23 protein-coding genes, 1 other RNA gene and 2 pseudogenes are annotated in these 24,157 nt (G+C 33.9%); 21 read left to right on the top strand and 5 right to left on the bottom strand.

Annotated features, from left to right (window positions below):
• The first annotated feature begins 48 nt into the window (after nt 1-48).
• Nucleotides 49-1,458, top strand: a complete 1,410-nt coding sequence (locus M1L26_RS02990) for an ankyrin repeat domain-containing protein (RefSeq protein WP_211908002.1) — start codon at nt 49-51, stop codon at nt 1,456-1,458.
• 191 nt (nt 1,459-1,649) lie between these two features.
• On the top strand, nt 1,650-3,038 hold the full coding sequence (gene fumC, locus M1L26_RS02985; protein WP_211908003.1) for a class II fumarate hydratase: 1,389 nt from the start codon (nt 1,650-1,652) through the stop codon (nt 3,036-3,038).
• 20 nt (nt 3,039-3,058) lie between these two features.
• Here the strand turns inward: fumC and M1L26_RS02980 are convergent, their stop codons facing one another.
• The 3 genes from M1L26_RS02980 to M1L26_RS02970 all read right to left on the bottom strand — a co-directional run bounded on the left by M1L26_RS02980 (nt 3,059) and on the right by M1L26_RS02970 (nt 5,845).
• Complete coding sequence (locus M1L26_RS02980) at nt 3,059-3,688, bottom strand: hypothetical protein (protein ID WP_246433160.1); 630 nt, start codon at nt 3,686-3,688, stop codon at nt 3,059-3,061.
• Between the two features lie 32 nt (nt 3,689-3,720).
• Nucleotides 3,721-4,299: a hypothetical protein gene (locus M1L26_RS02975; RefSeq protein WP_246433161.1), complete on the bottom strand. Its 579-nt coding sequence runs from the start codon at nt 4,297-4,299 to the stop codon at nt 3,721-3,723.
• Nucleotides 4,300-4,753: 454 nt separating this feature from the next.
• Nucleotides 4,754-5,845 (bottom strand): hypothetical protein, encoded by a 1,092-nt coding sequence (locus tag M1L26_RS02970; protein WP_246433162.1) that lies wholly within the window; start codon nt 5,843-5,845, stop codon nt 4,754-4,756.
• Nucleotides 5,846-6,080: 235 nt separating this feature from the next.
• Here M1L26_RS02970 and M1L26_RS02965 point away from each other — a divergent pair, with 235 nt between their 5' ends.
• From M1L26_RS02965 to M1L26_RS02880, 18 genes and pseudogenes are all read left to right on the top strand, one after another.
• Nucleotides 6,081-6,722, top strand: a complete 642-nt coding sequence (locus tag M1L26_RS02965; RefSeq protein ID WP_211908004.1) for an HAD family hydrolase — start codon at nt 6,081-6,083, stop codon at nt 6,720-6,722.
• Entirely contained in the window at nt 6,722-7,195 is a 474-nt protein-coding gene (locus tag M1L26_RS02960; protein ID WP_064085312.1) for an RDD family protein, read from the top strand. The genes M1L26_RS02965 and M1L26_RS02960 overlap by 1 nt, the downstream gene beginning before the upstream one ends.
• 53 nt (nt 7,196-7,248) lie before the next feature.
• Nucleotides 7,249-7,725 (top strand): bacterioferritin, encoded by a 477-nt coding sequence (gene bfr / locus M1L26_RS02955; protein ID WP_010406741.1) that lies wholly within the window; start codon nt 7,249-7,251, stop codon nt 7,723-7,725.
• 1 nt (nt 7,726) lies between these two features.
• Nucleotides 7,727-8,338, top strand: coding sequence for an SURF1 family protein (locus M1L26_RS02950; RefSeq protein ID WP_052264983.1), 612 nt, complete (start codon nt 7,727-7,729; stop codon nt 8,336-8,338).
• 9 nt (nt 8,339-8,347) lie between these two features.
• The gene (locus M1L26_RS02945) at nt 8,348-9,346 is read left to right on the top strand and encodes a glutamate ligase domain-containing protein (RefSeq protein WP_211908005.1); all 999 of its coding nucleotides are present in this window, start codon (nt 8,348-8,350) and stop codon (nt 9,344-9,346) included.
• 117 nt (nt 9,347-9,463) lie between these two features.
• A pseudogene (locus M1L26_RS06570) lies at nt 9,464-9,615 on the top strand (WPE palindromic element domain-containing protein); the annotation flags it as partial.
• Between the two features lie 66 nt (nt 9,616-9,681).
• The gene (eno, locus tag M1L26_RS02935) at nt 9,682-10,956 is read left to right on the top strand and encodes a phosphopyruvate hydratase (RefSeq protein ID WP_211908007.1); all 1,275 of its coding nucleotides are present in this window, start codon (nt 9,682-9,684) and stop codon (nt 10,954-10,956) included.
• Nucleotides 10,944-11,957: an Obg family GTPase CgtA gene (gene cgtA, locus M1L26_RS02930; RefSeq protein ID WP_211908008.1), complete on the top strand. Its 1,014-nt coding sequence runs from the start codon at nt 10,944-10,946 to the stop codon at nt 11,955-11,957. Before eno ends, cgtA begins: the two co-directional genes overlap by 13 nt.
• A 448-nt stretch (nt 11,958-12,405) precedes the next feature.
• Nucleotides 12,406-12,741: a transfer-messenger RNA gene (gene ssrA, locus M1L26_RS02925) on the top strand.
• Between the two features lie 16 nt (nt 12,742-12,757).
• Nucleotides 12,758-13,186, top strand: a complete 429-nt coding sequence (locus tag M1L26_RS02920) for a ClpXP protease specificity-enhancing factor SspB (RefSeq protein ID WP_250120397.1) — start codon at nt 12,758-12,760, stop codon at nt 13,184-13,186.
• Nucleotides 13,187-13,691: 505 nt separating this feature from the next.
• Entirely contained in the window at nt 13,692-14,891 is a 1,200-nt protein-coding gene (locus tag M1L26_RS02915; RefSeq protein WP_250120396.1) for a hypothetical protein, read from the top strand.
• Nucleotides 14,892-14,939: 48 nt separating this feature from the next.
• On the top strand, nt 14,940-15,218 hold the full coding sequence (locus tag M1L26_RS02910; RefSeq protein ID WP_250120395.1) for a YggT family protein: 279 nt from the start codon (nt 14,940-14,942) through the stop codon (nt 15,216-15,218).
• Nucleotides 15,219-17,327 (top strand): FtsK/SpoIIIE family DNA translocase, encoded by a 2,109-nt coding sequence (locus tag M1L26_RS02905; protein WP_250120394.1) that lies wholly within the window; start codon nt 15,219-15,221, stop codon nt 17,325-17,327.
• A 119-nt stretch (nt 17,328-17,446) separates the two neighbouring features.
• On the top strand, nt 17,447-17,995 hold the full coding sequence (locus M1L26_RS02900; RefSeq protein WP_250120393.1) for a hypothetical protein: 549 nt from the start codon (nt 17,447-17,449) through the stop codon (nt 17,993-17,995).
• 176 nt (nt 17,996-18,171) lie between these two features.
• Nucleotides 18,172-18,798 (top strand): TRP75-related protein, encoded by a 627-nt coding sequence (locus M1L26_RS02895; protein WP_211908020.1) that lies wholly within the window; start codon nt 18,172-18,174, stop codon nt 18,796-18,798.
• A gap of 16 nt (nt 18,799-18,814) precedes the next feature.
• Nucleotides 18,815-20,095: a flavodoxin-dependent (E)-4-hydroxy-3-methylbut-2-enyl-diphosphate synthase gene (gene ispG, locus M1L26_RS02890; RefSeq protein ID WP_250120392.1), complete on the top strand. Its 1,281-nt coding sequence runs from the start codon at nt 18,815-18,817 to the stop codon at nt 20,093-20,095.
• Nucleotides 20,096-20,345: 250 nt separating this feature from the next.
• A complete protein-coding gene (locus M1L26_RS02885; protein ID WP_370107311.1) occupies nt 20,346-21,395 on the top strand; it encodes an ankyrin repeat domain-containing protein in 1,050 nt (349 codons plus the stop codon).
• A 268-nt stretch (nt 21,396-21,663) separates the two neighbouring features.
• Nucleotides 21,664-21,990: pseudogene (locus M1L26_RS02880) on the top strand (IS5-like element ISWpi1 family transposase); the annotation flags it as partial.
• Nucleotides 21,991-21,996: 6 nt separating this feature from the next.
• On the opposite strand, the gene M1L26_RS02875 reads toward M1L26_RS02880, so the two are convergent.
• Nucleotides 21,997-22,374, bottom strand: a complete 378-nt coding sequence (locus M1L26_RS02875; protein WP_007302671.1) for a TraR/DksA family transcriptional regulator — start codon at nt 22,372-22,374, stop codon at nt 21,997-21,999.
• A 108-nt stretch (nt 22,375-22,482) separates the two neighbouring features.
• Between M1L26_RS02875 and M1L26_RS02870 the strand changes: the two genes are divergently transcribed.
• The gene (locus M1L26_RS02870; RefSeq protein ID WP_211908024.1) at nt 22,483-23,130 is read left to right on the top strand and encodes a heme exporter protein CcmB; all 648 of its coding nucleotides are present in this window, start codon (nt 22,483-22,485) and stop codon (nt 23,128-23,130) included.
• 176 nt (nt 23,131-23,306) lie between these two features.
• Here the strand turns inward: M1L26_RS02870 and M1L26_RS02865 are convergent, their stop codons facing one another.
• Nucleotides 23,307-24,017, bottom strand: coding sequence for a class II aldolase/adducin family protein (locus M1L26_RS02865; RefSeq protein ID WP_250120391.1), 711 nt, complete (start codon nt 24,015-24,017; stop codon nt 23,307-23,309).
• Nucleotides 24,018-24,157 lie beyond the last annotated feature (140 nt).

The following is a 24,157-nucleotide window of genomic DNA, read 5'->3' as shown; positions in this document are numbered from 1 at the left end:
ATAGTGGCTAAAATAGCTTTAAATTGTATATTTTTTTAGGAGGGGTATATGCCATCACAAAAACAGCTAAATGCGCAGCTAATTGATGCTGCTAAAAAAGGACAGCTAGATTTTGTTCAGCAAGCTATACAGGGTGGAGCAATTATTAATACAATAGATGATGATTATGGGAGAACTGCTTTAATATGGGCTGCTGAAAATGGTCAACTAGAGATATTACAATACTTGATAGAAGAGGGAGCAAATGTTAATGCAGAATCTCCGGGAAACATAACTGCTCTAATTCATGCTGCTGCCCATGGTCATCTTGAGGTAGTACAACTTCTAATAGCAAATGGAGCTGATTTAAATGTGAAAAAACGTAAAGGTCAATTCTCTGCCCTAACATATGCTATTGTAAATGGCCATAAGGAGGTAGCAAAGCTTCTAACTAGATATCATTTAATAGCTAATCTTGATATGTCAATACCTCGCTTGCCTCTTCCTACTTGTATACCAGAGTTATCATCTTATTGGTATAACTGTAAGGATGAGCTCAATAAAATGAAGGAAGAAGATAGTGAATTATATAATTTTCTTGTAAGTAAGGGCATTGATGACCAGGTAAGAATTTGGACAGGGAGTGAGACAATACAAAATATTTCACAAGATAGATTAAATATAGAATACTCAATTTATGCTAAAGATTTAACAGGTAAAATAGAATTAGTGATATTTTTTCTTAACAACAGGGAAATAATCAATTCTTTATTGCGGTATTATAAGGTAAGAATTCAAACAATTGATCAGGTAAAAAGCCTACTTGATCGTTTCACAAGAGAACATGTAGAGCTTGAAGTAGAAATTGTTCCAGCACAATTAAACTTTAATACTCAAGAGTTACAATCCCCTAAACTAAAAACATTATCATTTGCACAAATGATTAACAATCATGCAGGATTATTTTCAGCTGCCAAAAATGGTCAATTAGAAACAGTAAGATACCTGATAGAAAAACAGAAAGAAGATATTAATTCAACAGATCACTATGGAAGAACTGCTCTAATGTGGGCTGCTGGAAGTGGCTATTTAGAGGTAGTAAAGTACCTGATAGAAACAGCAAAAGCAAATGTTAATGTGAAAGATGGCTATGAAAACACTGCTCTGAATTATGCTACTAGAAACGGGCATTTAGATGTAAAAGAATATCTGAAAGGTTACATACAAAAAGAACTGCGGAAGAAATACGTCTGCATTGGCGTGAGTGGTGCAATAGGTTATGTTGCCGGTATGACAATATCATATTCTGCGGGAGCAGTGATTACAGTTTGTGCAGCATCAGCGACCGTTAGTCTAGCGTTAGGTGCAATGTTGGATTATATGATTGTAGAAGTAAAAAAAGAGAAAGCAAACAAAGGTATAGCTTCTGCGCTTAAAGATGTTTTCACTATTCAAGCTCTAAGTAGAATAGCCTTATAGAGAGTGAAAGTAGGTTTATTGATTAAGGTTGCATGATTGCCTTAATAACAATAAAAAAATAATAGAAGCAAAAGATATGGCTTGAAAGTTTTCTAAGGTCTTCACTAAAAATGTCTCAACTTGACACTGAAATACAATTTGATTTAACTAATCATATATGTAGGTAATGTCAAACACTAGAATGAGGAAATATGGATAAAAAAGTTAGAATAGAATCAGATAGCTTAGGAGAAGTAAAAGTACCAAGTGAACATTACTGGGGAGCGCAGACTCAGCGTTCTTTGGAAAATTTCAAAATTGGTACAGAGAAAATGCCAGAGTTTCTGATTAAAGCGCTAGCAATAGTAAAACTTGCAGCAGCACGTGTTAACATGAAGCAGGGTAGCATAGATAATAGAGTAGGGGATGCAATCTGCTCAGCTGCAAAGGAAATAATAGACGGTAAATTTAATAATCAATTTCCACTTGTTGTTTGGCAAACCGGGTCTGGAACTCAGACTAACATGAATATGAATGAAGTGATCAGCAATCGTGCAATAGAAATTTTGGGCGGTGATTTAGGTAGTAAGTCTCCAGTGCATCCAAATGATCATGTAAACTGTGGTCAGTCATCAAATGACACTTTTCCAACAGCAATGCATATAGCAGTAACAGAGCAAATAAACCGCTTGCTTATTCCCAATCTTGAAGAATTATATAAAGCGCTAAATAATAAGGTTCATGAATTTAAAGATATAATAAAAGTAGGGCGTACTCATCTGCAAGATGCAACTCCTCTAACACTTGGGCAGGAATTTTCTGGCTATGCAGTTCAGATTAAAAAGGGAATAGAGAGAGTAAAGTCAACTCTGATCAATGTATATGAACTTGCACAAGGTGGCACCGCGGTTGGCACGGGAATCAATACTAAAAAGGGTTTTGCTGAGGATTTTGCTAAAGAAGTGGCAAAAATCACTAATTTTCCATTTATTTCAGCAAAAAATAAGTTTGAAGCACTAGCAGCAAATGATGCTTTAGTTGAGCTCAGTGGAGCACTCAATACAGTAGCAGTAAGCTTGATGAAAATTGCAAATGATATAAGGCTACTTGGTTCTGGTCCAAGATGCGGAATTGGAGAAATAATGTTACCAGAAAATGAGCCTGGCTCTTCAATCATGCCGGGTAAGGTGAATCCAACTCAATGCGAAGCGGTGACTATGGTATGTGCTCAAGTTATGGGAAATCATGTTGCCGTGACAATTGGTGGCTCAAATGGTCACTTTGAATTGAACGTGTTTAAGCCGGTGATAATTTACAATGTTTTGCAGTCTATAAGACTTTTAGCTGATGCAAGTTTAAATTTTGCAGAGAAATGCGTAGTTGATATTAGAGCAAACGAAGAAAGAATAAAGGATTTACTAAATCAGTCGTTAATGCTAGTTACTATATTAAATACGCATATAGGATATGACAATGCAGCAAAAATAGCGAAGCTTGCTTATAAAGAAAATATCACTCTAAAAGAAGCAGCAGCAAAACTTCAACTGCTCACTGAGGAGGAGTTTGAAAGGATAGTGAAACCAGAGGAGATGGTAGGTTAAACTACCACCTTTTTTTGTCCCTAGTTATTGTGGTAATATGTATGGAACTTTGCTGGTTGCTTTACATATACCTCTTCTAAATCACTTAGAGCGTGGTCATTGTGATTAAAGCCATATCTCTTAACCATTTCATCTAGTGTAACAGAGCTTAGAGAGAAACTGAACTCTGGCAATGGATTCACATTTGAGGATTGCAGACTAGTTAATGGCTCTCCGCCATTTATTTGAGAGTCTAGGAAAGTTAGCTTACCTTCCAGGCTAGTATGTTCTTCTGGCACTGCACTATCATTAACTATTGAATCTTCTGGTACTATATTGCAGAATTGATTATCGAATTCAGCAAAACCCTCAAATGAAGGTACTGATATGCATTGGCGCTTTGCTGGTGGCTCCACTGTGCATATTTCTTCTAATTCACATTCTGTAAGACTATTATACGCTGTAAAACACAAGTCTTGTGATCGCTGTTTTCCAGTTATTGAACGAATTATTTGGCTATATAATTGATTCTCTTCAGCTCTTTTTCTTTTGTTTACTAACGGTTCATTTTCATAAGAAAAGTCTGGTCTACTATCAAATGTATGTTCAACAACTGTTTCCTCGAATTCAGGAGTTATAGGAGATAAATTTAACTCTGGCAAATCATCCACAATTGAGGATTGCAGACTAGTTACTCCATTTATCAAATAGTTAAATACTCTGGGGATAATTGCTCACCTTCTAGGCTATCTGATATATTATAATTCGACGTTAAACTACTACTAACTGTCGAATTTTCTGTTACAGTATTGCAGAATTGATTATCGAATTCAGCAAAACCCAGAAATGGAATTACTGTTTGGCTACATGATTGATCCTTTTTGTCAGAAGAAAGTTCTAGTCTAGTATCAAATGGATGTTCAACAACTGTTTCCTCTGATGGAAGAGATATAAGAGAGAAATGTGCTGCTGGCAAATCATCTCTGTTTTGTACTAACGGTTCATTGGAGTTTTCAGTGCTTAAGTTGCTTGAACTCTCTTTATTGCTTAAGTAAAAATTCTTTAGGACAAGCTTAGCTTTGACAGTTGATTTTGTCTCTAAATTTACTTTATAATCTTCTTTTTGCTGGGGATTCAGTTGATTAAATAGAATTTTAAATAAAGTATATTTGGGATGAATACAATCGAGTGTATTGAAAGCAAACTTTTCATTCTCTTGAAGCAACTGATTAAAGATTAAAAGTGCTTCTTCCTTGTCTAGTGCATTTAGTATGCCGTACATAGCTTTAGAGCCTTGAGGCTTTGCTTTAACATACTCTATATATTCATTTTATGGTTAGTGGTAAGATTATTGAATATCTTTTTAAATTTATTTACTTGTCTATAAGAAGTGAACTTGTCTAAATTTTTCACCACTTCGTCGCTTATACTACCATGCATTTCTTTACCACCATCAAAGTTAATATATTAATATTATATGAACTTTGATGACAAAATCAATATAAAGTATTTAAAAATTAATTATTTTTATAATAAAAATAGAAAATCTATAATTTTTTTTATTTTCCTGATTTGTGTCTGTTTTGCCTTCTATAGCTAACCCAAATTAGGTTTACCGAAACAAATTTTATGAATAATTTAAGTTAGCGTGTGACGTTGGAATCTAGATTTTTAGCTATGGTCAAGCCATAGGATGACAAATTGGACCCCAGACTATGCAAGAAATCTAAGGCGAATTATCTTTTATGGTCTGTATTTGTTTTTTCTACTTTCGTGACAGGAGTTAACAATGGATTATCAATTTGCTTTAAACTTTCACTTGCGCTTTGGTCTTGATTTGAAAGGAGCTTATTTTGTTGTTGCCCTTCATCATTTGGCGTACTTTTTTGAGTAGTTCCTTTTATATCCTCTACACTCTTTTTATCTTCACCAAAAAGTTTTTTGAATATTTTCTGCAGAAAACGTACCAAAAAGCCTTCTTCTTTTTGATTTTCTTTCGGTTGAGATATATTTTTCTTTTCACTCAACTGAGATTTTTTATTATTAGATTTTTTTTCTGTAGCATTCCTATCCACTGAGACTTGTTTTAACGAAATTTCAGGCTTTTTGTCGCTAGGTTTATCTTTTATAGGATCTTTGCTTACTGAAGGTTGTAACTTAGTTACTGTATCTGTTTGAAAAGAAATCTTTTTTTGTTCAAAGTTTTTATTTTCTGAAGCAACTTTTTCAGAAGTATCTGCCTCACTAACTGAGTCACGAATTTTGTCTTTTTGTACAGAGGTCTTTTCTTGTTTATTTTGATCAGAAATTTTGCCTTCTAATGTAGTTTGAGATTTTTTATTACTTTCAAACTCTGCAACTTTTTTACTTGTAAAAACGTCTTTTCCTTCGAATTTCTGTTTAAATCCAGCAATCTTTTTAAAATCTTCAGCTATTTTTTTTGCTGCACGATCCATTCGACCTTCAAGATTATGAATCAATTTTTTAATAATCTTCACTTCATCTTTACGCCCTTTTTGAGCTTTAAGCTCTCGGTGCAATTCAAAAATAATTTTTACTTTATCTTCCAATGAAGAATTTTCTGGAAAAACATCTTTAAGTTCCCGATTCAATTCGACGATCTTTTCAAAATCTTTAGCTACTTTTTTAGCTGCACGGTTCATTCGATCTCTAAGACTACGATTTAATTTTGCAATAGTCTTGATTTTATCTTCTAGTGAAAAATTATCTGCTGCAGAAATATCTTTTAACCTTTTCTCGAGATTTTCTTTGGTTACTTGCCTTTTGTGAGCTTTAAGTTCCTGGCGGAACTCATTGATAATCTTCACTTTATCTTCCAGCGACGTACCTTCTGGAAAAGCACCAGCAAAGACATCCTTGAATTTCTTCTCAATATCTGGTGTATCTTTAAGCTGTGTCATACCTACTAAATAAAAGCTTATACTAAAATCAGTATATTAGTTAATTATGTAAAAATGGTTAAGACACAAGGAGCACCTCATTTATGCTTTTTTCATCAAAATATCATTTACTTATTAGCTTAAAATACGTAACAATATAAAAATGAAAAATAGCCCATTAGCGGTAGTATTCGATTGGGATAATACCTTAGTTGATACTCAAGATAATATTTCTAATGCCATTAAGCATACTTTAGATTTGATGGGATCTGGCAGTAAAGTTGTTGATAGAAATTCTCATGAATCAAGAAAGAGCTACATGGTCAATTTGTTTGGTGATCAGTGGAAAAAAGCGAACCAGATATATCAAAAATACCTAGATAATGCATTGTTACAAAATATTACTCTGAATGAAGGAGTAGAGAAAATGCTGCAGACACTGAAAAGCCACAATATTTACCTAGCGATAGTTAGCAATAAGAAAAATACTAATTTACGTCAAGAAGTTGCCTATTTTAAACTAGATTCTTACTTTGAAAGAGTAGTTGGCTCATGTGATACTGCAGAAGATAAACCATCTGCAACTCCACTGCTGTTTGCACTGGAGGAGAGTACGCTACCTGTAAATAGAGAAAATGTGTTTTTTGTTGGTGACAGCATCACAGACATTCTATGTGCACAAAATGCAAATTGCTTACCTATTGTATACGGACAATCAATAAGAGGTTATGAAGATTTGTTATATTTTCAACATTTTAATAAACTTACAGAATTCATAGTAAAGTATTTGAAAGATAGGTGGTAATGACAGAGATCGCTAGTGTACACAGGCGCTTTTGCGCATATTTAATAGATGTAGCAATTTTATTAATTCCAACCTTACTAATTGTGTTGTCATTAGGGGATTTTCCATTAATTTTGCACCTGTCATACATGTGTATAAATTGTGGCTACTTTACATATTTTATATCTTCAACAGCTCAAGCAACTCCTGGTCAACAGTTAATGAATATATATACTATCACTTTAGATAGTTCTAAAATAGGTTTGAGCTTAGCATTTGATCGCACTATCTCTCAGTTTTTCCTTCCTATGCTAAATAATTCAATTATCACCTTTATCAAACTTTTTCAAACATCAGTAAATGCTTTAAGTACACTAGAAGTGATTATAGTGATGCTTACCTTCAGTTGGTATTTAGTTGCTTGCTTCTCTCAGAGGAAACAGGCATTTCATGATGTGCTATTTGATACGATTGTTGTGAGAAAAATGAATTGATGTTGCCTTGATTGTTATGTAGATTACATTGGTATATTAGCTAAAGAAAGGTTATGAATAAAGAAATAGTAGAACATTTAAATAAATTACTTACAAATGAGCTGACTTCTGTACGCCAGTATCTTTTGCATTCTGCGATTCTTAAAAATAGCGGAATCAATAAACTTGCAGAAAAGATGAGAAAGGAGCTTAATGAAGAACTTGAGCATGCAAATAGGCTGGCAGAAAGAATTTTACTGCTTAAGGGCATGCCAAATTTTCAAGATACAAATAAAATCTCAAAGTATGAAGGAAAGTTCACAAAAGATACAATGCAGAAAATCTTAGAAGATAATTCTAACTTAGAAGAAGAAGGTATCAAGGGAATCAAAGAGGCAATTTCCGTTGCTGAAAAAGAAAAGGATTTCGTGAGTGTAATGTTATTAGAAGGACTACTGAAAAATGAGGAAGAGCACTTACATTGGATCAAAGAACAGATTGACCTTATTGAGCTTATGGGTATTGAAAATTACTTGAGAACACAAATATAGAGTGTTAAGAAAAACAGTATTTATTTTCATTATACCTTTTTTACTTCTTTTTTCACTCGGGTTATGGCAGTTATTTAGATTGAGCTGGAAGAATAATATTATCAAAAATATGGATCTTCCAGTTATTCATCTACTGCCTAGTGATAATCTTTCAAAGTTTAACTACAGAAACGTTAAAATCGACGGAATTTTAAGTGATATAGAACTATATGTTTTCGCAGGTCAACGTGGCTATCATGTGCTGTCTCCTATGTTGCTTATCAATGGACATTACATGTTAATAAATAAAGGAATAGTCAGAGAAAAAAAAGAAGAAAAAGCAAAAATTGAAAAAGTAGCTGCTGATGGCGTTTTGTATTGTGATGGTAGCAAAAATTGGTTTATCAAAAATGATATTGCTTCAAATACATGGTTTACCCTAAGTACAGAAGAAATCTCCAATGATCTAGGTATTAAGCTAGAGAAATGTATATTGTGGCAAGATAATTTTGGTGGCAAATTGACTATACAGCCAATAAAGCATCTTGAATACGCAATTACTTGGTTTGCACTTTCCTTGATTTGGCTCATTATGTGCGTATTTTACTATAGGCAAAATATATATAAGTCGTAGAGATACAGTGTGGAAAAAGAAAAGCTACAAATAGAAAAAATGCAACAAAGTGGAAGAAAATACTTATTACAAGGGTTAGTGATATGTCAGTGTTGCAAATCCGTTTATTATGGAATGAGTAATGCTAAGGGAGGAAGAAGTTACTATCGTTGTCCTGGAAAACGTTTTGGTGAATGTAACAGCAAATCAATACTCGCAGATATACTAGAAGGGGTAGTATGGGAAGAAGTGAAGATGTTAAGAGGGCATATAACGAAGGAAAAGTGTGATTTATCAGAGGTAGATTGGGAGACTAAATTTAATATAATTAGAAAGTTAGTTCAGCGTATTGAAATTGATGATGATAATGTACATATGGTGTTTCGATTAAAAGAACTCGCTCTCGAAAGACAAAAAGAAGATATTCAACCTTGTACCAGAATTATAAAGAATGTAGTGCTATCAAATGCAATAGGAATGCATAAAGTTAGCAATGCCCTGGCTGCAATATCAGTTGCAGTGAAACTTGGAATTAGTGATGAAGAGATTAAAAAAGGTCTTTTGGAATTTAAAGGAGTAGCAAGGAGATTTTCTTTAATTGCCGATATTAAAGGTGTTAAGTTAATTGAGGACTATGCTCATCATCCAAATGAAATACAAGCAACCCTGGCAGCAGCACGTTTGACCACTAAAGGAAAGGTAACAGGAATTATCGAGCCGCTTCGTTTTGCTCGTATTCGTAATTTTTTTGATGAGTTCGTACGAATTTTCATGATGTTTGATTATGTAATTCTCACTCCTGTCCATCCTCCAGAAGATAAGCCTATTCCTGGCTGTGGAATTGATGATATACAAAAAGCCTTGATCAGTAATGGGTTTAATGATGTGAAGATGATGAATGATGCTTTACTCATTTCACATTTTATTAGTAATTCGACAAGTTCAGGAGATGTAGTATTATTTATTGGTGCTGGTAGTAATATAGCTAAACTAGCGAAAGAAACTGCAAAGCTGCTGCTAGTAAAATAAACTTAAGCATTGGTGATTTATATGATAAAATTGTGTAGTAAAACTGGATTCCAGTGTCTAGGCAAACAACTGTACAGACATTGCGATATGGGGATAGCTTCCATTAAGAATGGTGTCATCCCAGTGCCCAGACACTGGGATCCAGAAGACTTAACTTTAAATAAGTGGCTGTATAATAAAAACTGGATTCCAGTGTCAAGCACTGGAATGACACCATCTGTTACTCAAATTATCTGTTTATCTGTAGGTTACAATGTTCGTACACTGAAATGTTACAGCGCTGGGGTGACATTTCCCGAACGTGAACACAATTGTGAATCTAGTGGAGGTTTAGCATGATGAAAAAGACGATCAGCAGTGTATTTGCAAGAGAAATTTTAGATAGCAGGGGTTACCCAACAATTGAGGTAGAAATAGAACTATGTGATGGAGCAACAGGTAGAGCCGCTGTCCCTTCTGGGGCTTCGACCGGTAAACTAGAAGCATTGGAGCTGAGAGATCAAGATGAAAAAAGGTATTGTGGTAAAGGAGTGCTGAAAGCTGTTCAATCTGTAAGTGGAGTGATAGCAAATAAAATCATTGGCATGGATGCAGCAAACCAGAGTGCAATTGATAAAGTTTTAATTGAACTAGATGGAACAAAAAATAAATCTAAACTTGGAGCAAATACAACTTTGGGTGTGTCTCTTGCTGTTGCAAAAGCAGCAGCAAACAGCTTTAAAATGCCGTTATATAAGTATTTGGGAGTAGGGGAAGAGCAGATGCCAGTTCCGCTAATTAACGTCATTAATGGTGGAGTACATGCAGATAATAAACTCGATTTTCAAGAATTTATGATTCTTCCGGTTGGTGCTGAAACTTTCAGTGAAGCAATCAGAATATCTGCAGAGGTATTTCATAACTTGCGCAGCATTCTTAAGAAAAAAGGTTATAGCACAAACGTAGGAGATGAAGGTGGTTTTGCACCAAACATTGGAAGCACTGAAGAAGCTCTTAATTTGATAATTCAGGCTGTTGAATCTGCCGGTTATTCGATGAAAAATCACTTTGCACTGGGTCTTGATGTTGCTGCATCTACTTTTTATGAAGATGGAGTTTATAAATTTGAAAACAGAGAACTCACTTCAGAGGAATTGGTTCAGTATTATTTTGACCTTGTAGGCAAATATCCAATAATTTCTATAGAAGATGCAATGAATGAAGACGACTATGAAGGTTGGAAATTACTTACTGTAAAACTCGGGAATAAAGTTCAATTGGTTGGAGATGATTTATTTGTTACAAATTGTGAACTAATAAGTAAAGGAATAGAGGAGAAAATGGCAAATGCTGTACTAATCAAGCCAAACCAGATAGGAACACTTACGGAAACTTTTGCTGCTATTGAAATGGCAAAATTAAATGGCTACAGGGCTATTATTTCTCACCGCTCAGGTGAAACAGAAGATACAACGATATCCCACATATCAGTTGCGTCGAATTGTGGGCAGATAAAGACTGGCTCGCTGTCGCGTTCTGATAGGCTTGCAAAGTATAATGAATTAATGAGAATAGAAAGTTCATTAGGAGAAAATGCTAAATATTATCGCGGGTTGGCATGGATTTCATAGATGAAGTTAAATTATATTTAAAAGCAGGTGATGGTGGCGATGGCTGTGCTAGTTTTCGTCGAGAAAAATTCGTTGAATTTGGTGGCCCAAACGGTGGTAATGGGGGCAGGGGAGGAGACATAATTTTCATCAGTGATGCAAATCTCAACACTTTGCTTAATTTTCGTTGTCGAAGACATATTAAAGCGAGTAGTGGAAAAAGTGGTACGAGTAGAGATAAATCTGGCACAGCAGGAAAAGATATTATACTTAAAGTTCCAGTTGGTACACAAATAATCGATGAAGAAAGTGAGGAAATAATAGTAGATCTTGATAAACCTGACATGGAATTTCAAGTAGTGAAAGGTGGAAAAGGTGGGCTTGGAAATACTAACTTTAAATCTGCTACTAATAGGGCACCAAGACATTTTACCCATGGTCAGCCCGGCGAAGAAAGAAATATAATATTGAAGCTAAAAGTTTTATCTGATGTTGGCATTATTGGTATGCCAAATGTAGGTAAATCTAAATTTTTAACCCGCTGCTCGAATTCTGATACGAAAGTAGGCGATTATGAATTTACTACTATAAGACCACATTTAGGTGTAGCAAAAGTGGATTATAGCGAAATTGTGATAGCAGATATTCCTGGAATAATCGCTGATGCTCATCTTGGAGTTGGGCTCGGACACAAATTTTTAAGGCACATAGAAAGGTGCAAAATTTTACTGCATTTAATTGATGTAACGCGCGATGACATTATTTCAGCTTATAATTGTACACATAATGAACTGAAGCTTTACAATAGCGATCTTATTGAAAAAGAGGAAATTGTAGTGTTAAATAAATGTGACTTATTGGAAGAAACAGAAATCCTTGAGAAAAGGAATCACCTAGCCGGTTTTCTTGATAGAGAAGTACTGTGCTTATCAATCGACGATGATTTACAGCCCATCTTGAGATTATTAAACGAGAAAGTGAAAACTAAGGAAATTGATGTATATGATCCTTTTAAGATGTGAATTTTTTATTTGACAATCAAAGTCTGGATTCCAGTGGGTAATTTTCCACAGTTGTCTGCATTTTTTGTTCCACAACTTATCTTTTTTTCGGCTTGTGCCATTTCTCACACTGTCTCTTGCTTTCTTGAATTCAGAAATTCAATAGCTACAAAAGCATTTGAGTAGTTTTTTGTTAAGAATTAGGCATAGAATCCCCCATATTTATTAATAAAGAACAGAAAAAATGTAACGCACATACGACAGAGATTAAGCATATGTGTGCACCCATTTGCGCTGAAGAAGATACGCTACATTCTTTACTGAGTTTGATTATTTGATAAAAAAGTCTGCAGACGAAGATAGATTTTGAGCTCTAAAAATACCTCTACTTTGATTATACTAAGATTAGATAAATAGGCGAAGTAATTTTTATATTAATTTTTTAGCTTACAACCGATTTTACGTTCAACAACTTGACATTTATTCAATACTACTGTATAATAAAGATGTGCATTTTTTGTACTATGGCAATAAAATTACCTTGTAATAGGTGTATTGGACCCGAGGGCAGTACTCGGCGCCTCCACCATATTTTTTGATTGATACGGGGGCGAGTAAGGATCGACATGCATAGTAAAGATGGTAGCTTTGCTCGGTTAGATACCACCGCTAAGAGTTCACAATTTAGATGCAAACGATAACTTTGCTGCTGAAGACAATGTTGCATTAGCTGCTTAATTTAGGCACTATAACTTCATTGCTATAAGCACGGTTTAGGGAACGCCGGGTAACAGAAGTTTCCCCAAACATGTAAGGGTTATATGGATAAAACAGATTATCAGAAGTCGCTTAGTCATGCTAAATTTCAAGTTATCAAAAAGGCTCTAGATACTATATTAGATAATGTTTTTACTCCTCACTTAGAGATACTGTTTTTTACTCGATTTAATGGTGTTGCCATACCAGACTACTTGAAAGAATCATATCCTACTCAAATGCTTATTATATTACAGCACCAATTTTATAGTCTAAAAGTTTTTGAGGATAAGTTTAGTGTCAGTTTGAGCTTTCGTGGAAAACAAGAACAAGTCACTGTACCGTTTTTTGCTATTAGTGAGTTTCATGATAAAATTTCAGGAGATACTTTAGTATTTAGCGTTGATTCTGATAAAGAATATGAAAGTGAGAAATGTGCTGAAAAGTCATCAAATGGTAGTATTATATCTATAGATCAACTTTACGATAAGTAGTTTTATAATATCAATTAAAAGAAGTGATCTCATTAAGTAATGGGTAATTAAAATAAGGAAAATGGTTCTGAATACTTATCTTGTCATATAGATATCCATTCAGGTGTATGGCTAATGTGCAAATATTTAAACCAGTGCTTTCTTTCTTGTTATGCAAGTAGCTGATGCTGGTTCCTTTGTAATGGCGTTATCTCAGTGCTCAGACACAGAATTGTATGAACATTCGTTTGTGAAAGCAGTGTGTTAAATATTATAGCAGATTTTGCCTCAAACACAAAGGTATCAAGCACTGGCATGATAACGTCTATTTCTGTGATTGTCTTATCTATCTTATTTTGCCACTCTGCTGAACAGATACTTATATTGTATACATCTCTCCGTTAACTTATCAATAAGTTTTTTATCCACGTGGAATCAAAGATTACAATATCTTGTTAAATTTTAATAAAAATCTTTAATATTTTATGTCATACTTAGTATATTATTAAAATATTAGGTAGCAGTAATGTCAACATATATAAAAGAGTACGTCAACGATATTTGTGGATCGCAAATATCAAAAATTCATCTTCTTAAGGAAGACAAGGTCAGAGTCTTTTTCAAAAATGATAATGGAAAAACTTTTGATCGAACTTTCTCAAAAAGAGATATTGCAGAATTTTTAAACCAAACTATTGAAACTGAAGACTTTGTTATCACGCAAGATATAGAGAATAGCATTGCTTGTAATATAAAAGGAATTTATAAAGACAGCAAAGGGAAATATCACTACACAGAAATAATATCATATACTCAGGTAAAGTTGGCTTATGAAGAGTATACACAAAAATTTAAGAGAGAAGATGGTATCATGTTCAAATTAAATCGACATATTTCCACAGCCATAGGGAATATGCCAACATTGAGTGGATGGTATAAAAAAATTCTAGGCTTTAATCCTAGAAACGGATTATGTAACCCATTAAGTAACTTAATTGTTTCTATGAAGCTAGAAAGTAGAGAAGACTTTTTAAGCTTTTTTAATAGACTAAATAACGAAATAACCGAGCAAGATATTATAGATTACCTTAATGGCAAGGAAGAAAAAGAACGGCAGTTACATTTGATACTAGTTCTATCGGAGTGCTTACCTATTTTATGTTTTTATGATGCTAAAAAGAGTAAAAAATTTGTTTTCTCTGACAACATCTTGCTAAATAAACAAAAATTTTTCTTTGATCCTAAAACAAAAAAACAAGCTTCCATTTCTCAAGAGCAACTTGAGCATGCATTAGATAACACAAAATCAGAGCATTATATAATGTTTAGCTGCCGCCGCAGTTATTATTATAAAGATGAAAAGCTCAGTAAAGATGGGCATGCTATGCTAATATATAAGGGAGAAAATAGTAGGTACATATTTTTTGACGCTAATATTGGAGTGGTTGGTTTTTGTTCTAAAACAGGCATTGCGCAATTAGAACTAAATGATGTGCTTGATTTGATAAACTTTGCCATCTGGTATTATTCAGCCAGTGGATATTTTAGAGAGCAAGTTCCACATAGCTGTGACACATTAATTTTGCTTCGAGATGTAACATTGGCGCTGCAGGAAGTTGAAGAATTTTACAGTAGAGGGAATCCAAGGCAGCAAATAGTGGACATCTCTGTTGATAAACAGACTAATCAGTTATTGTTTGCACCTATTTATTATTGTGGGGCTTGATTTTATATCTATCACTACACATAATAGGTTTTAGTATAAATTAGTAATATGCATCCAATCATATACTTACTTAACCTGCTACTAGATCTTTACAGCTTCATTCTAATATGCTCAGTTGTTCTCGATTTGTTGGTTAAATTGAATGTGGTTAACATGTATAATGAGATTGTAAGCAGCATAATGCAAACTTTAAACAGACTCACTTATCCTCCACTAAAGGTTATCAGAAGGTATATACAACCATTCAATGGATTAGATTTATCCGTGATGATATTGATAATAGCAATTCACTTTGTAAAATATACAATTACTTATTACTTTAAGTAGATGTTAAAAAAACAGCTAAAATCAGCGATATACCTGTTATTCTTAATGTATATATATATATCGGTTTTTAGCTATAATTATAAAGATCCATCCTTAAATACATCTACAAATGAGGAAGTAACAAATTTAGGTGGAATAGTAGGTTCATATTTAGCTGATATATTAGTTCAATTTTTTGGACTCGCTAGTATTACAATAGCTACAACCATAGTTTACTTTTTGATATCAAAAAGGCTGCTGAAAATTCTCTATTTAATATTAATCAATTTAGGAATATGTGCTACATTAGAGCAACTTTCGCTCGGTACCACTACTAGGTACATGCACAGTGGAATAGTCGGCAATACTCTAATTAGCCACTGCCCGTTTTACATATTCACAGTAGTAGTATCAATAGGTATTGTAGGATTGATTGGTTGGAAGAGAACGGTTTATTCTTTGCTTTTCCTATGTAAAAAAATATTTTCCCTTTTTACAAAGGTTCTGTTTTTCAGGTTACGTAAAACTACTGATTATTCAATAGCACCATTAGTAATAGAGGGAAAATATAGAACCATTAGACAACAACCAAAAGAAAGACAGAAGAAAGCTACCGAAGAGATTTTTAAACCACCTTCTAGCGAGTTTGAGTTTCCAAGCATTCACTTACTTTCTAAAGTGGAAGAATCTATGCAGAGAAAACAGTTGAATGCATTAGAGAGCAATAAGAATTTATCTCTGCTCGAACAGGTGCTGAGTGATTTTGGCGTGCAAGGAAAAATTATAAGTGTATGTTATGGACCGGTTGTGACTTTATACAAACTTGAACCACAAGCAGGTACAAAATCTGCAAGAGTGATTGGTCTTGCAGATGATATTGCACGTTCAATGAGTGCACTTTCTGCACGTATTTCAATAATTCGTGGACAAAATGCCATGGGAATAGAATTGCCAAACAAGGAGCGAGAGATTGTGATGCTGCGTGATTTACTTGAATCGCCAGAATACCAAAATGCAAACTTAAATCTTCCAATTGCGCTTGGCAAGGAAATAAGCGGAAAACCAGTTATTGCAGATCTGACTAAAATGCCCCACTTGCTTGTTGCCGGAACTACAGGGTCAGGTAAGTCGGTTGCAATTAACACGATGATTCTGTCGCTTGTTTATCGACTAAGTCCTGATGAATGCAAGATGATAATGATCGATCCAAAAATGCTTGAGCTTTCAATATATGATGCAATACCGCATCTAATAACACCAGTGGTAACAGAGCCAAAAAAAGCTGTTATTGCTCTTAAGTGGAGCGTGAAAGAGATGGAAAATCGCTATCGTATGATGTCATATTTAAATGTGCGGAATGTAATAAACTATAATCAAAAAATTACAGAAGCGATGAATAGCGGAATAGAATTGGAACGTGTTGTACAGATTGGCTTTAACTCAACAACTGGTAAACCTTTGTTTGAAAAAATACCGATTAAAATGGAGACATTTCCGTATATTGTGGTGATTGTAGATGAAATGGCAGATTTAATGCTTGTTGCTGGCAAAGATATAGAATGCTCTATTCAACGTTTAGCTCAGATGGCTCGTGCTGCAGGGATACACATCATAATGGCAACACAACGCCCATCTGTAGATGTGATAACAGGTGTGATAAAAGCAAACTTTCCAACGAGAATTAGTTTTGCTGTTACTTCTAAGATAGATAGCCGTACAATACTTGGTGAACAAGGGGCTGAACAATTGCTCGGTATGGGTGATATGCTTTATATGGCCTCTGGTGGTAAGATTATTCGAGTTCACGGTCCATTTGTAAGTGATGATGAGGTGCAAAATATAGCTGATCATCTAAAAACGCAAGGTGAGCCAAACTACATGGAGGAAATCACTCAAGAAGATGAAAATTCTTTCGCGGAATCAGAAGGTGAAACAGAAGATGAAGAGAACGATCTATACAAGCAAGCAGTGGCCATCATTCAGAGAGATCAAAAGGTTTCAACTAGTTACATTCAAAGGCAACTTAGAATAGGCTATAACAGAGCTGCAAATATTGTTGAAAGAATGGAGAAAGAAGGTATTGTCAGTGCTCCGAGTTACTCAGGAAAGAGAGAGATATTGGTAGAATAATTGCTAACTTAAACCAAGGAAAGTTATTTTAAGATCAATGTATAATGATAGTTAATTTAATAATAATTTAAACATTGGGAATGTAAAATTATAATATATTAATTAGCTAGGGGGTTAAAATGGTAAAAGGAATTTTCCGCAATTGGTTAGGTATAACAGAATTGCAAGAAAGTCAAAAGATAGATGCTGAGAAGTTTGAAAAAGTTTTTGGTGAATTAAAAAAATGGCAAGAAGCTCAAAATATTGATGCTAAACAGTTTGAAGAGGTATTTAGTGCATTAAAAGAGTGGCAAGAAGCTCAAAAGATAGATGTTGAGCAGTTTGAAAAAGTTTTTGGTGCATTAGAAGACAAGATTGGTACTGAGCAGTTTCAAGCTATGCAAGAGCACTTAAGCGGCTTGCAAGAAAAATTTACAGGCTTAGAAGAAAAAGTAGAAACATTTGCAGACATGGTAGGGGGACAAGAACAAGCAATATTAACTTGTGCCATAGTCAGTGCTGTTGCTGCAATAGCTGTAACTAGTTTTGTTGCATTCTGTATCTATCAGGGAGTTAAGCTTGATAAAGAGAAGAAAAACGACTTGTCTCAAGATATGCCAAGCGGAAAGTTTAATAATGTGAATGATACCGAAAAACTGAAGAATAACTTACAGCAAGGAAGAGTGTAATGCTCTTTTTGAAAGGGTGTTACGTAAAATTTGTAACACCTTAAATTTCCTTTAGATTATGTAGGTTTTGGTAGTAAATTTTTTAGAAAGATGTTTGTATTATAAAGTTGGTAGAGATTCTGATTTACTTAAAGCTCGTTAATTGTTATCTTCTAAGGTACGATATTCATTATAGTATGTTCAAGTTCTTTTCTAAGATTTTATTTATATTAATTTTTGGGTTCTTTGCTATACATAACGCTGAAGCTAAGTCTAAAGTGAAGCTCAGTAAAAGGTACATACCTCCTGGTAACCCTGGTGGTGCAAATTTTCATGTAGATGAGGATTTTGCTGAGTCGTATAAATTATACGAAAAGCGTAGGGCGCTCCTTAAGAAAAAAAAGTTACAAGGTCAAATTAATGCTAACATAAATAAAGAAGATCTAATCAAAAAATTAAAAGAAAAAAAAATTGCTAGCCTTGATAATGAGCCAAACAACGTGGGAGCTTGCATAGTTGAAGATGAAGAGGATGCTATGATCAATCAGCATGGTATTAATCTTGCACGTTTAAAGGGTGCTGTATTTATAGATCAAGAGCCAGTTTCTCAGTATGAAAGTAAGCAGCATAAAAGTGAACAACAAAAAGGGAAAAATGTTACTTCAACACGAGAAAAAAAAGTTTCCCCTATAAATGTTACTATAAAAGAAAGTCCATCAAGAAGAACGTGCTCTCATGATTCTATTACTGACCTAAATAGAACACCACAGCATAGTTTAAATGGTTCAAGTTCATTTGGCAGTGTAGTTGACACAGTAAAATAGTGTCACAATTAATAATATGCTAGATAGAGACCTGACATTGAGTGATGATGCATATGAGTCATCGCCGGTTTCCAGGCATAAAACTCATGCTGTAAAAGTTGGACAAGTGAAGATAGGTGGAAATAATCCTATAGTTGTTCAATCCATGGCACTTGGTGCACATATAGATTCTGACAACATAAAAAGCAGTGCTCAGAAATATGCAAAAGAAGTAATAGAACTAGCGCATGCAGGTTCAGAGTTGGTGCGAATTGCTTTGAACTCAGAGGAAGTAGCAAAAACAATACCTTATATAGTAGAGGAAATAAATAAAGAAGGCTTTGATGGTAAGATATTAGTAGGCTGTGGACAATATGAGCTCTACAGGCTGATTCAGGATTATCCAGACAACATTAAAATTCTGGGTAAAATTAGGATAAATCCAGGTAATATAGGCTTTGGTGATAAACGTGATGAAAAATTTGAAAAAATTATAGAGTATGCAATAACGCATGATCTTCCTGTCAGAATTGGAGTAAATTGGGGTAGTCTTGATAAGTACCTTTCACAAAAATTAATGGATGAAAACTCCTTGTCTAGTAATCCAAAAACTTCTGATGTTATATTACGTAAGACGCTTGTAATGTCTGCTCTTGGTAGTGCAAAAAAAGCTGAAAAGATTGGCCTTAATGCAGAGAAAATAATCATTTCATGTAAAGTCAGTAGAGTGCAGGATTTAATTTTAGTTTATACGGCACTTGCAAAATCTTCCAATTATGCGCTGCATTTGGGTTTAACCGAAGCTGGTATGGGTAACAAAGGCGTAGTAAATACCACAGCAGGGCTTACTTATTTATTGCAAAATGGTATTGGAGACACTATCCGGGCTTCTTTAACTCAGCGCCCTGGTGAATCACGCACTAATGAGGTGGTAGTATGTCAGGAAATACTGCAGTCTATAGGTTTGCGCTACTTTAACCCTCAGGTGAGTTCATGTCCTGGTTGTGGACGCACAAGTAGCGATCGTTTTCGTATATTAACTAAGGAAGTAAATGGCTACATAAAAACTCATATGCCGGTATGGAAGAAAAATAATCCTGGTGTAGAGTATATGAAAGTTGCTGTTATGGGATGCATAGTAAATGGTCCTGGAGAGAGCAAACATGCAAATCTGGGGATCAGCCTGCCTGGGTATGGAGAAAAACCTGTTTCAGCAGTCTACAAAGACGGCAAATATTTCAAAACTTTACAAGGTGATAATATTTTTGAAGAATTTAAGGAAATTATTAGTGATTATGTGGAGAAGCATTACACATAAGCCTTTCACAAGTTTGTACTTAGACTACATTCTGTTTAGTGAACGTCAAATGAGACAATAAAGAACGTAAATTTAAAAAATAGATAATAGGGTTTCTTCTGCCTTTTTTTTATATGGTAAATTTCTTAATATTTAGATTGGCCCGGAGTAGTATAGAGATGTTATTCCAGTATCAAGGACTGAAGTTTCCTGATCTACAATATTTGTACAGTTATGAAATAGATGCAATTTGACATAAAGGCTTTACTTTTTGAAATTTTGGGTTACGTTTAATTTAACATATTTCAGTGGGGAATTTATTGTAAGTAGAAAGGAAGCTTTAAAAATATTAGGTTTTGAATCAAGCGATGTGCCCAGTGAACAAGAAATTAAATCAGCGTATAGAAAATTAGCCTTGAAATATCATCCTGATAAACATTCAGAAGCTGTAAAGAAACAAAATGAGGAGAAATTTAAAAAGCTAGGTACTGCATATGAATTTCTCACTAAGGAAAATATAGAAGGGGTTAAAAATCTAACTGACGAAAATTTAAATGAAATTAATTCACCTGGAGATTTGAGGTTTTACTTATATAGAGCTCTATATAATCAGGATATAAAGTTTCTTGAAAAGCTTTTTTCCAAATTCAAAAGCAGTAAAGATGGAAGATTTGGTGATTACATCAATGAAGAACTTATTTGTATTTACTTTCCATTATCTATTGATTTAATGCAAGCCAAAAATTCAAGAGATTATAGTATTTTGAGACTTCTTTTAGAAAATGTTGCTGACCCTAACATAAGGCTACTCAATAATAATGAAGCTTCGTTATGCTATTATATGGTTCTCAACGACAGCAGAATTGTAGAGTTATTGTTACAATATGGTGCTGACCCTAATATGGTAGATAGAAATGGTAAAAATCCGTTGTTTGAAGCGTTTTTGTGTGATGATGATCATACTATGGAAATACTTTTGAAATATGGTGCTAATCCTAATATGTTAGATGAAAATGGTCGAGGTCCATTATATCAAGCAATCAATTGTGACAACGATAAACGCGAAAAATATTTAGAGTTGCTTCTAAAGTATGGTGCAGATCCTAATCAGAAGGTTAATGGCTCCAGAGTTATAGAGTGTGCTCCATATTTCACTAATAATGGTGTAATGAATTTGATTAAAACGCTTACTCTGCCATACGGTAGCAATGATAAAGTTAAAGGGTTGATGGCTGAATACGGTGGAGTTGATAGACGTTATCTACGTGATCAAGCAATACTGACTTGTTGTTGCTTAATCGTCGCTTCTGCTACTTTTTAGTATAGCTTCTCCTTTGCGCTATGTACCGACAGCAATATTTGCACTTGCTGCATGTTTTTTTATTAAAAATGCTGTACATGCTGCATTTTTTGCAAAAGAACCTTCTACTGAGTTTACCGAAGCTAGAGCTTGTCCAGGGATTAGTAAAAGGCTATAATACCTAAAGTTTTAGTACTGGGTAAAGATGAGAAAAAAGCATCCAGCAGACCTAAGTCAAAGGGAATGGACAAGAATAGAAAGCTATTCCAGAGTATCATACAGGAAAGTAAGAAAAAAATATACTATAGTTAAAAAAATGTGATGGGATACCAAGGAGAAGATTTAAAAAATCATATAAAGGAAGAATATGGTATGGATATTGAGATTGTCAAAAGGCCTTCATGTAGGTTCTAAGTCAACAAAGACACACCGCCTTAGCTACTACCAATGAGGGATTTAAAGTACAGCCAAGAAGGTGGGTTGTAGAAAGGACTTTTGCTTTAGGAATAGAAGACTATCGAAAGAATAAGATTTACTCACTGAAAATTTCATATATCTGGCTATGAGTAGAGTTATGTTAAGGAGAGAAATATGCTTGAGTTTATCAATTCCCTGACAAGTTCTAATCATTAATGTTATACACGTTCTTTTCTTTTTCTATTCTCTCTTGTTCTTCAATACAATACATAGCAAGCGGATTAGCTTTAAGTCTTTCGACTCCTATTTCTTCTCCCGTTCCATCGCAGTAACCATAAATGCCTAATTTTATTTTTTCCAACGCCTCCTTAATTTTTTCTTTTCTATCTTTTCGGCGCTTAATTAATTCTCCATTTTCACTATCAGAATAAATACTACTATCTTCTAGATCTTGTTTCTCCAGTTCAGAGAGTATTGATTGTAACTTTAAGCTAAAGTATTCCAGTTGTTTTACGTTCATATATTCTTCATTTTCTGAAGGAACGTAATCTTCCGGTAACTTTATTTTTATTAATTTTTCCATAGCATTATCAATAAAATATATTAAAACTTATATAACTTGTAAACACAAAAAATTATACTACCCTCAAAGTAAACACTATAATTTATAATAAACATTTAAAATCCTGGTATGATTAGTTTGGTAAAAAAATTAGTAATAAATGATAATAATCTTACTTATATAGTATGTATTTTTATTATAATGTTAAGTTTATCTTCATATACACTTGAAAACAACAGTAAACAAGAAATCATATTAACATTAACATGGATATGTGCTACATTTGTTTTGCAGATCTCTACAAATAATTTATTTACATCTGATTATCATGATGGAATATTAGAGCAAATCTTTTTACAGCCACTCTCTTCTAGGCTGATAGTTGCTTATAAAATCTTCGCTCACTGGTTGTTATTTGGGTTACCGATTTCAGTGATTTCTTTCATGTTCAGCTTTGCAATTCTAGGCAATAATATTGAACATTCAATAGCAGTTGGAGTGTCTTTATTATTTAATACGCTGATAATCATTAATATTTCAGCTACTGGAAATGCATTGATGATTGGTCGAAATAACTTAGCATCAGGAGTGTCGCAAATTCTTGTTTTGCCAATGATAATGCCAACTTTTGTATATTTCAAATTGCTAACTCAATTTGAAAATTTATCCTTGAATATTTATACACTACTAATCACCATCTTAATTTTTGTCATTTTAATTGTTAACAGCACTATAACTACTCACATAGCATTAAAATTTGCTGTGGAGCAGGATTGAAAAAACTTACTAGTTATTTACTTGTATCTGCTTAGTTAAGGGTGTTAACTTAAGTAGAGATGGAGACATTAAACTTCTTACATGAATTGAAGAGTTACAGCGTGTGAAACCATTATTGGATTTCAGACTGGCTGGTTATGCAAGAAATCTAATATCTATCGAAGAGTCAGAAACTTTTATAACTTACCTTTAATCAACCTAACCCATGCGTGCCAATCTCTCTCACCAAGATTGCTTTCGAAAGACAGAAGATCCTTTACGGCTTTTGAGCAAATTTCTTCACTTGGAATTGACAACTCCCTATTCATTGCTAGCGTCAGGCATTGAGTTTTACAAGCTTGTTCTAAGTGATACGTATAAAACATTGCTTCTTGTATAGTCTGACCACATGTTATAGATCCATGATTGTGCATTAACATCACAAAATTTTCTTTCAAATCAGCTATTAATCTTTTTCCTTCTGTATCATCAAGTGCCAGGGAATTATAATCATGGTAAGATAACTTATTATAAAAGTGCAGCGCCCACTGACTTATTGGGAGTAATCCATCCTTGAGAGAAGAAACTGCTACAATAGAAGGTGTATGTAGATGAAAAATTGCTTGAATATCTTTCCTTGCTTGATAAATGAAGCCATGGATTACATAGCCAGTTTTATTATATTGATATTCTTTGCCTTCAATTATATTCCCATCAAACGATACTTTCATCAATGAACTTTCATCTACTTCATAAAAACGTATACCAAAAGGATAAACATAAAATGATTTTTTATCTTCAGAACGTACAGAGAGATGAGTATACGTATGATCATCTAATTTAAGATAAGATAAAATTTGATAGGCGTTAACTAGGTCTCTTTTCAACTCACTATTTGTTAATAACATAGCTCTTGACTAAAATTTTCTAAAGATTTATACGTAAAAAAAAGTTTATTACAAACTAAAAGGTGAACCTACGTTAAAATAACTTGCCTTAGGTGATTAGAGTTTACATTTCTAGATTACATAGTATTTTAACTATAAAA

The organism is Wolbachia endosymbiont of Ostrinia scapulalis (assembly GCF_023559145.1).
In the GTDB taxonomy this organism is placed as follows: domain Bacteria; phylum Pseudomonadota; class Alphaproteobacteria; order Rickettsiales; family Anaplasmataceae; genus Wolbachia.
The sequence above is the reverse complement of the archived record's forward strand: the minus strand, read 5'-3'. Positions and strand labels throughout refer to the sequence as shown.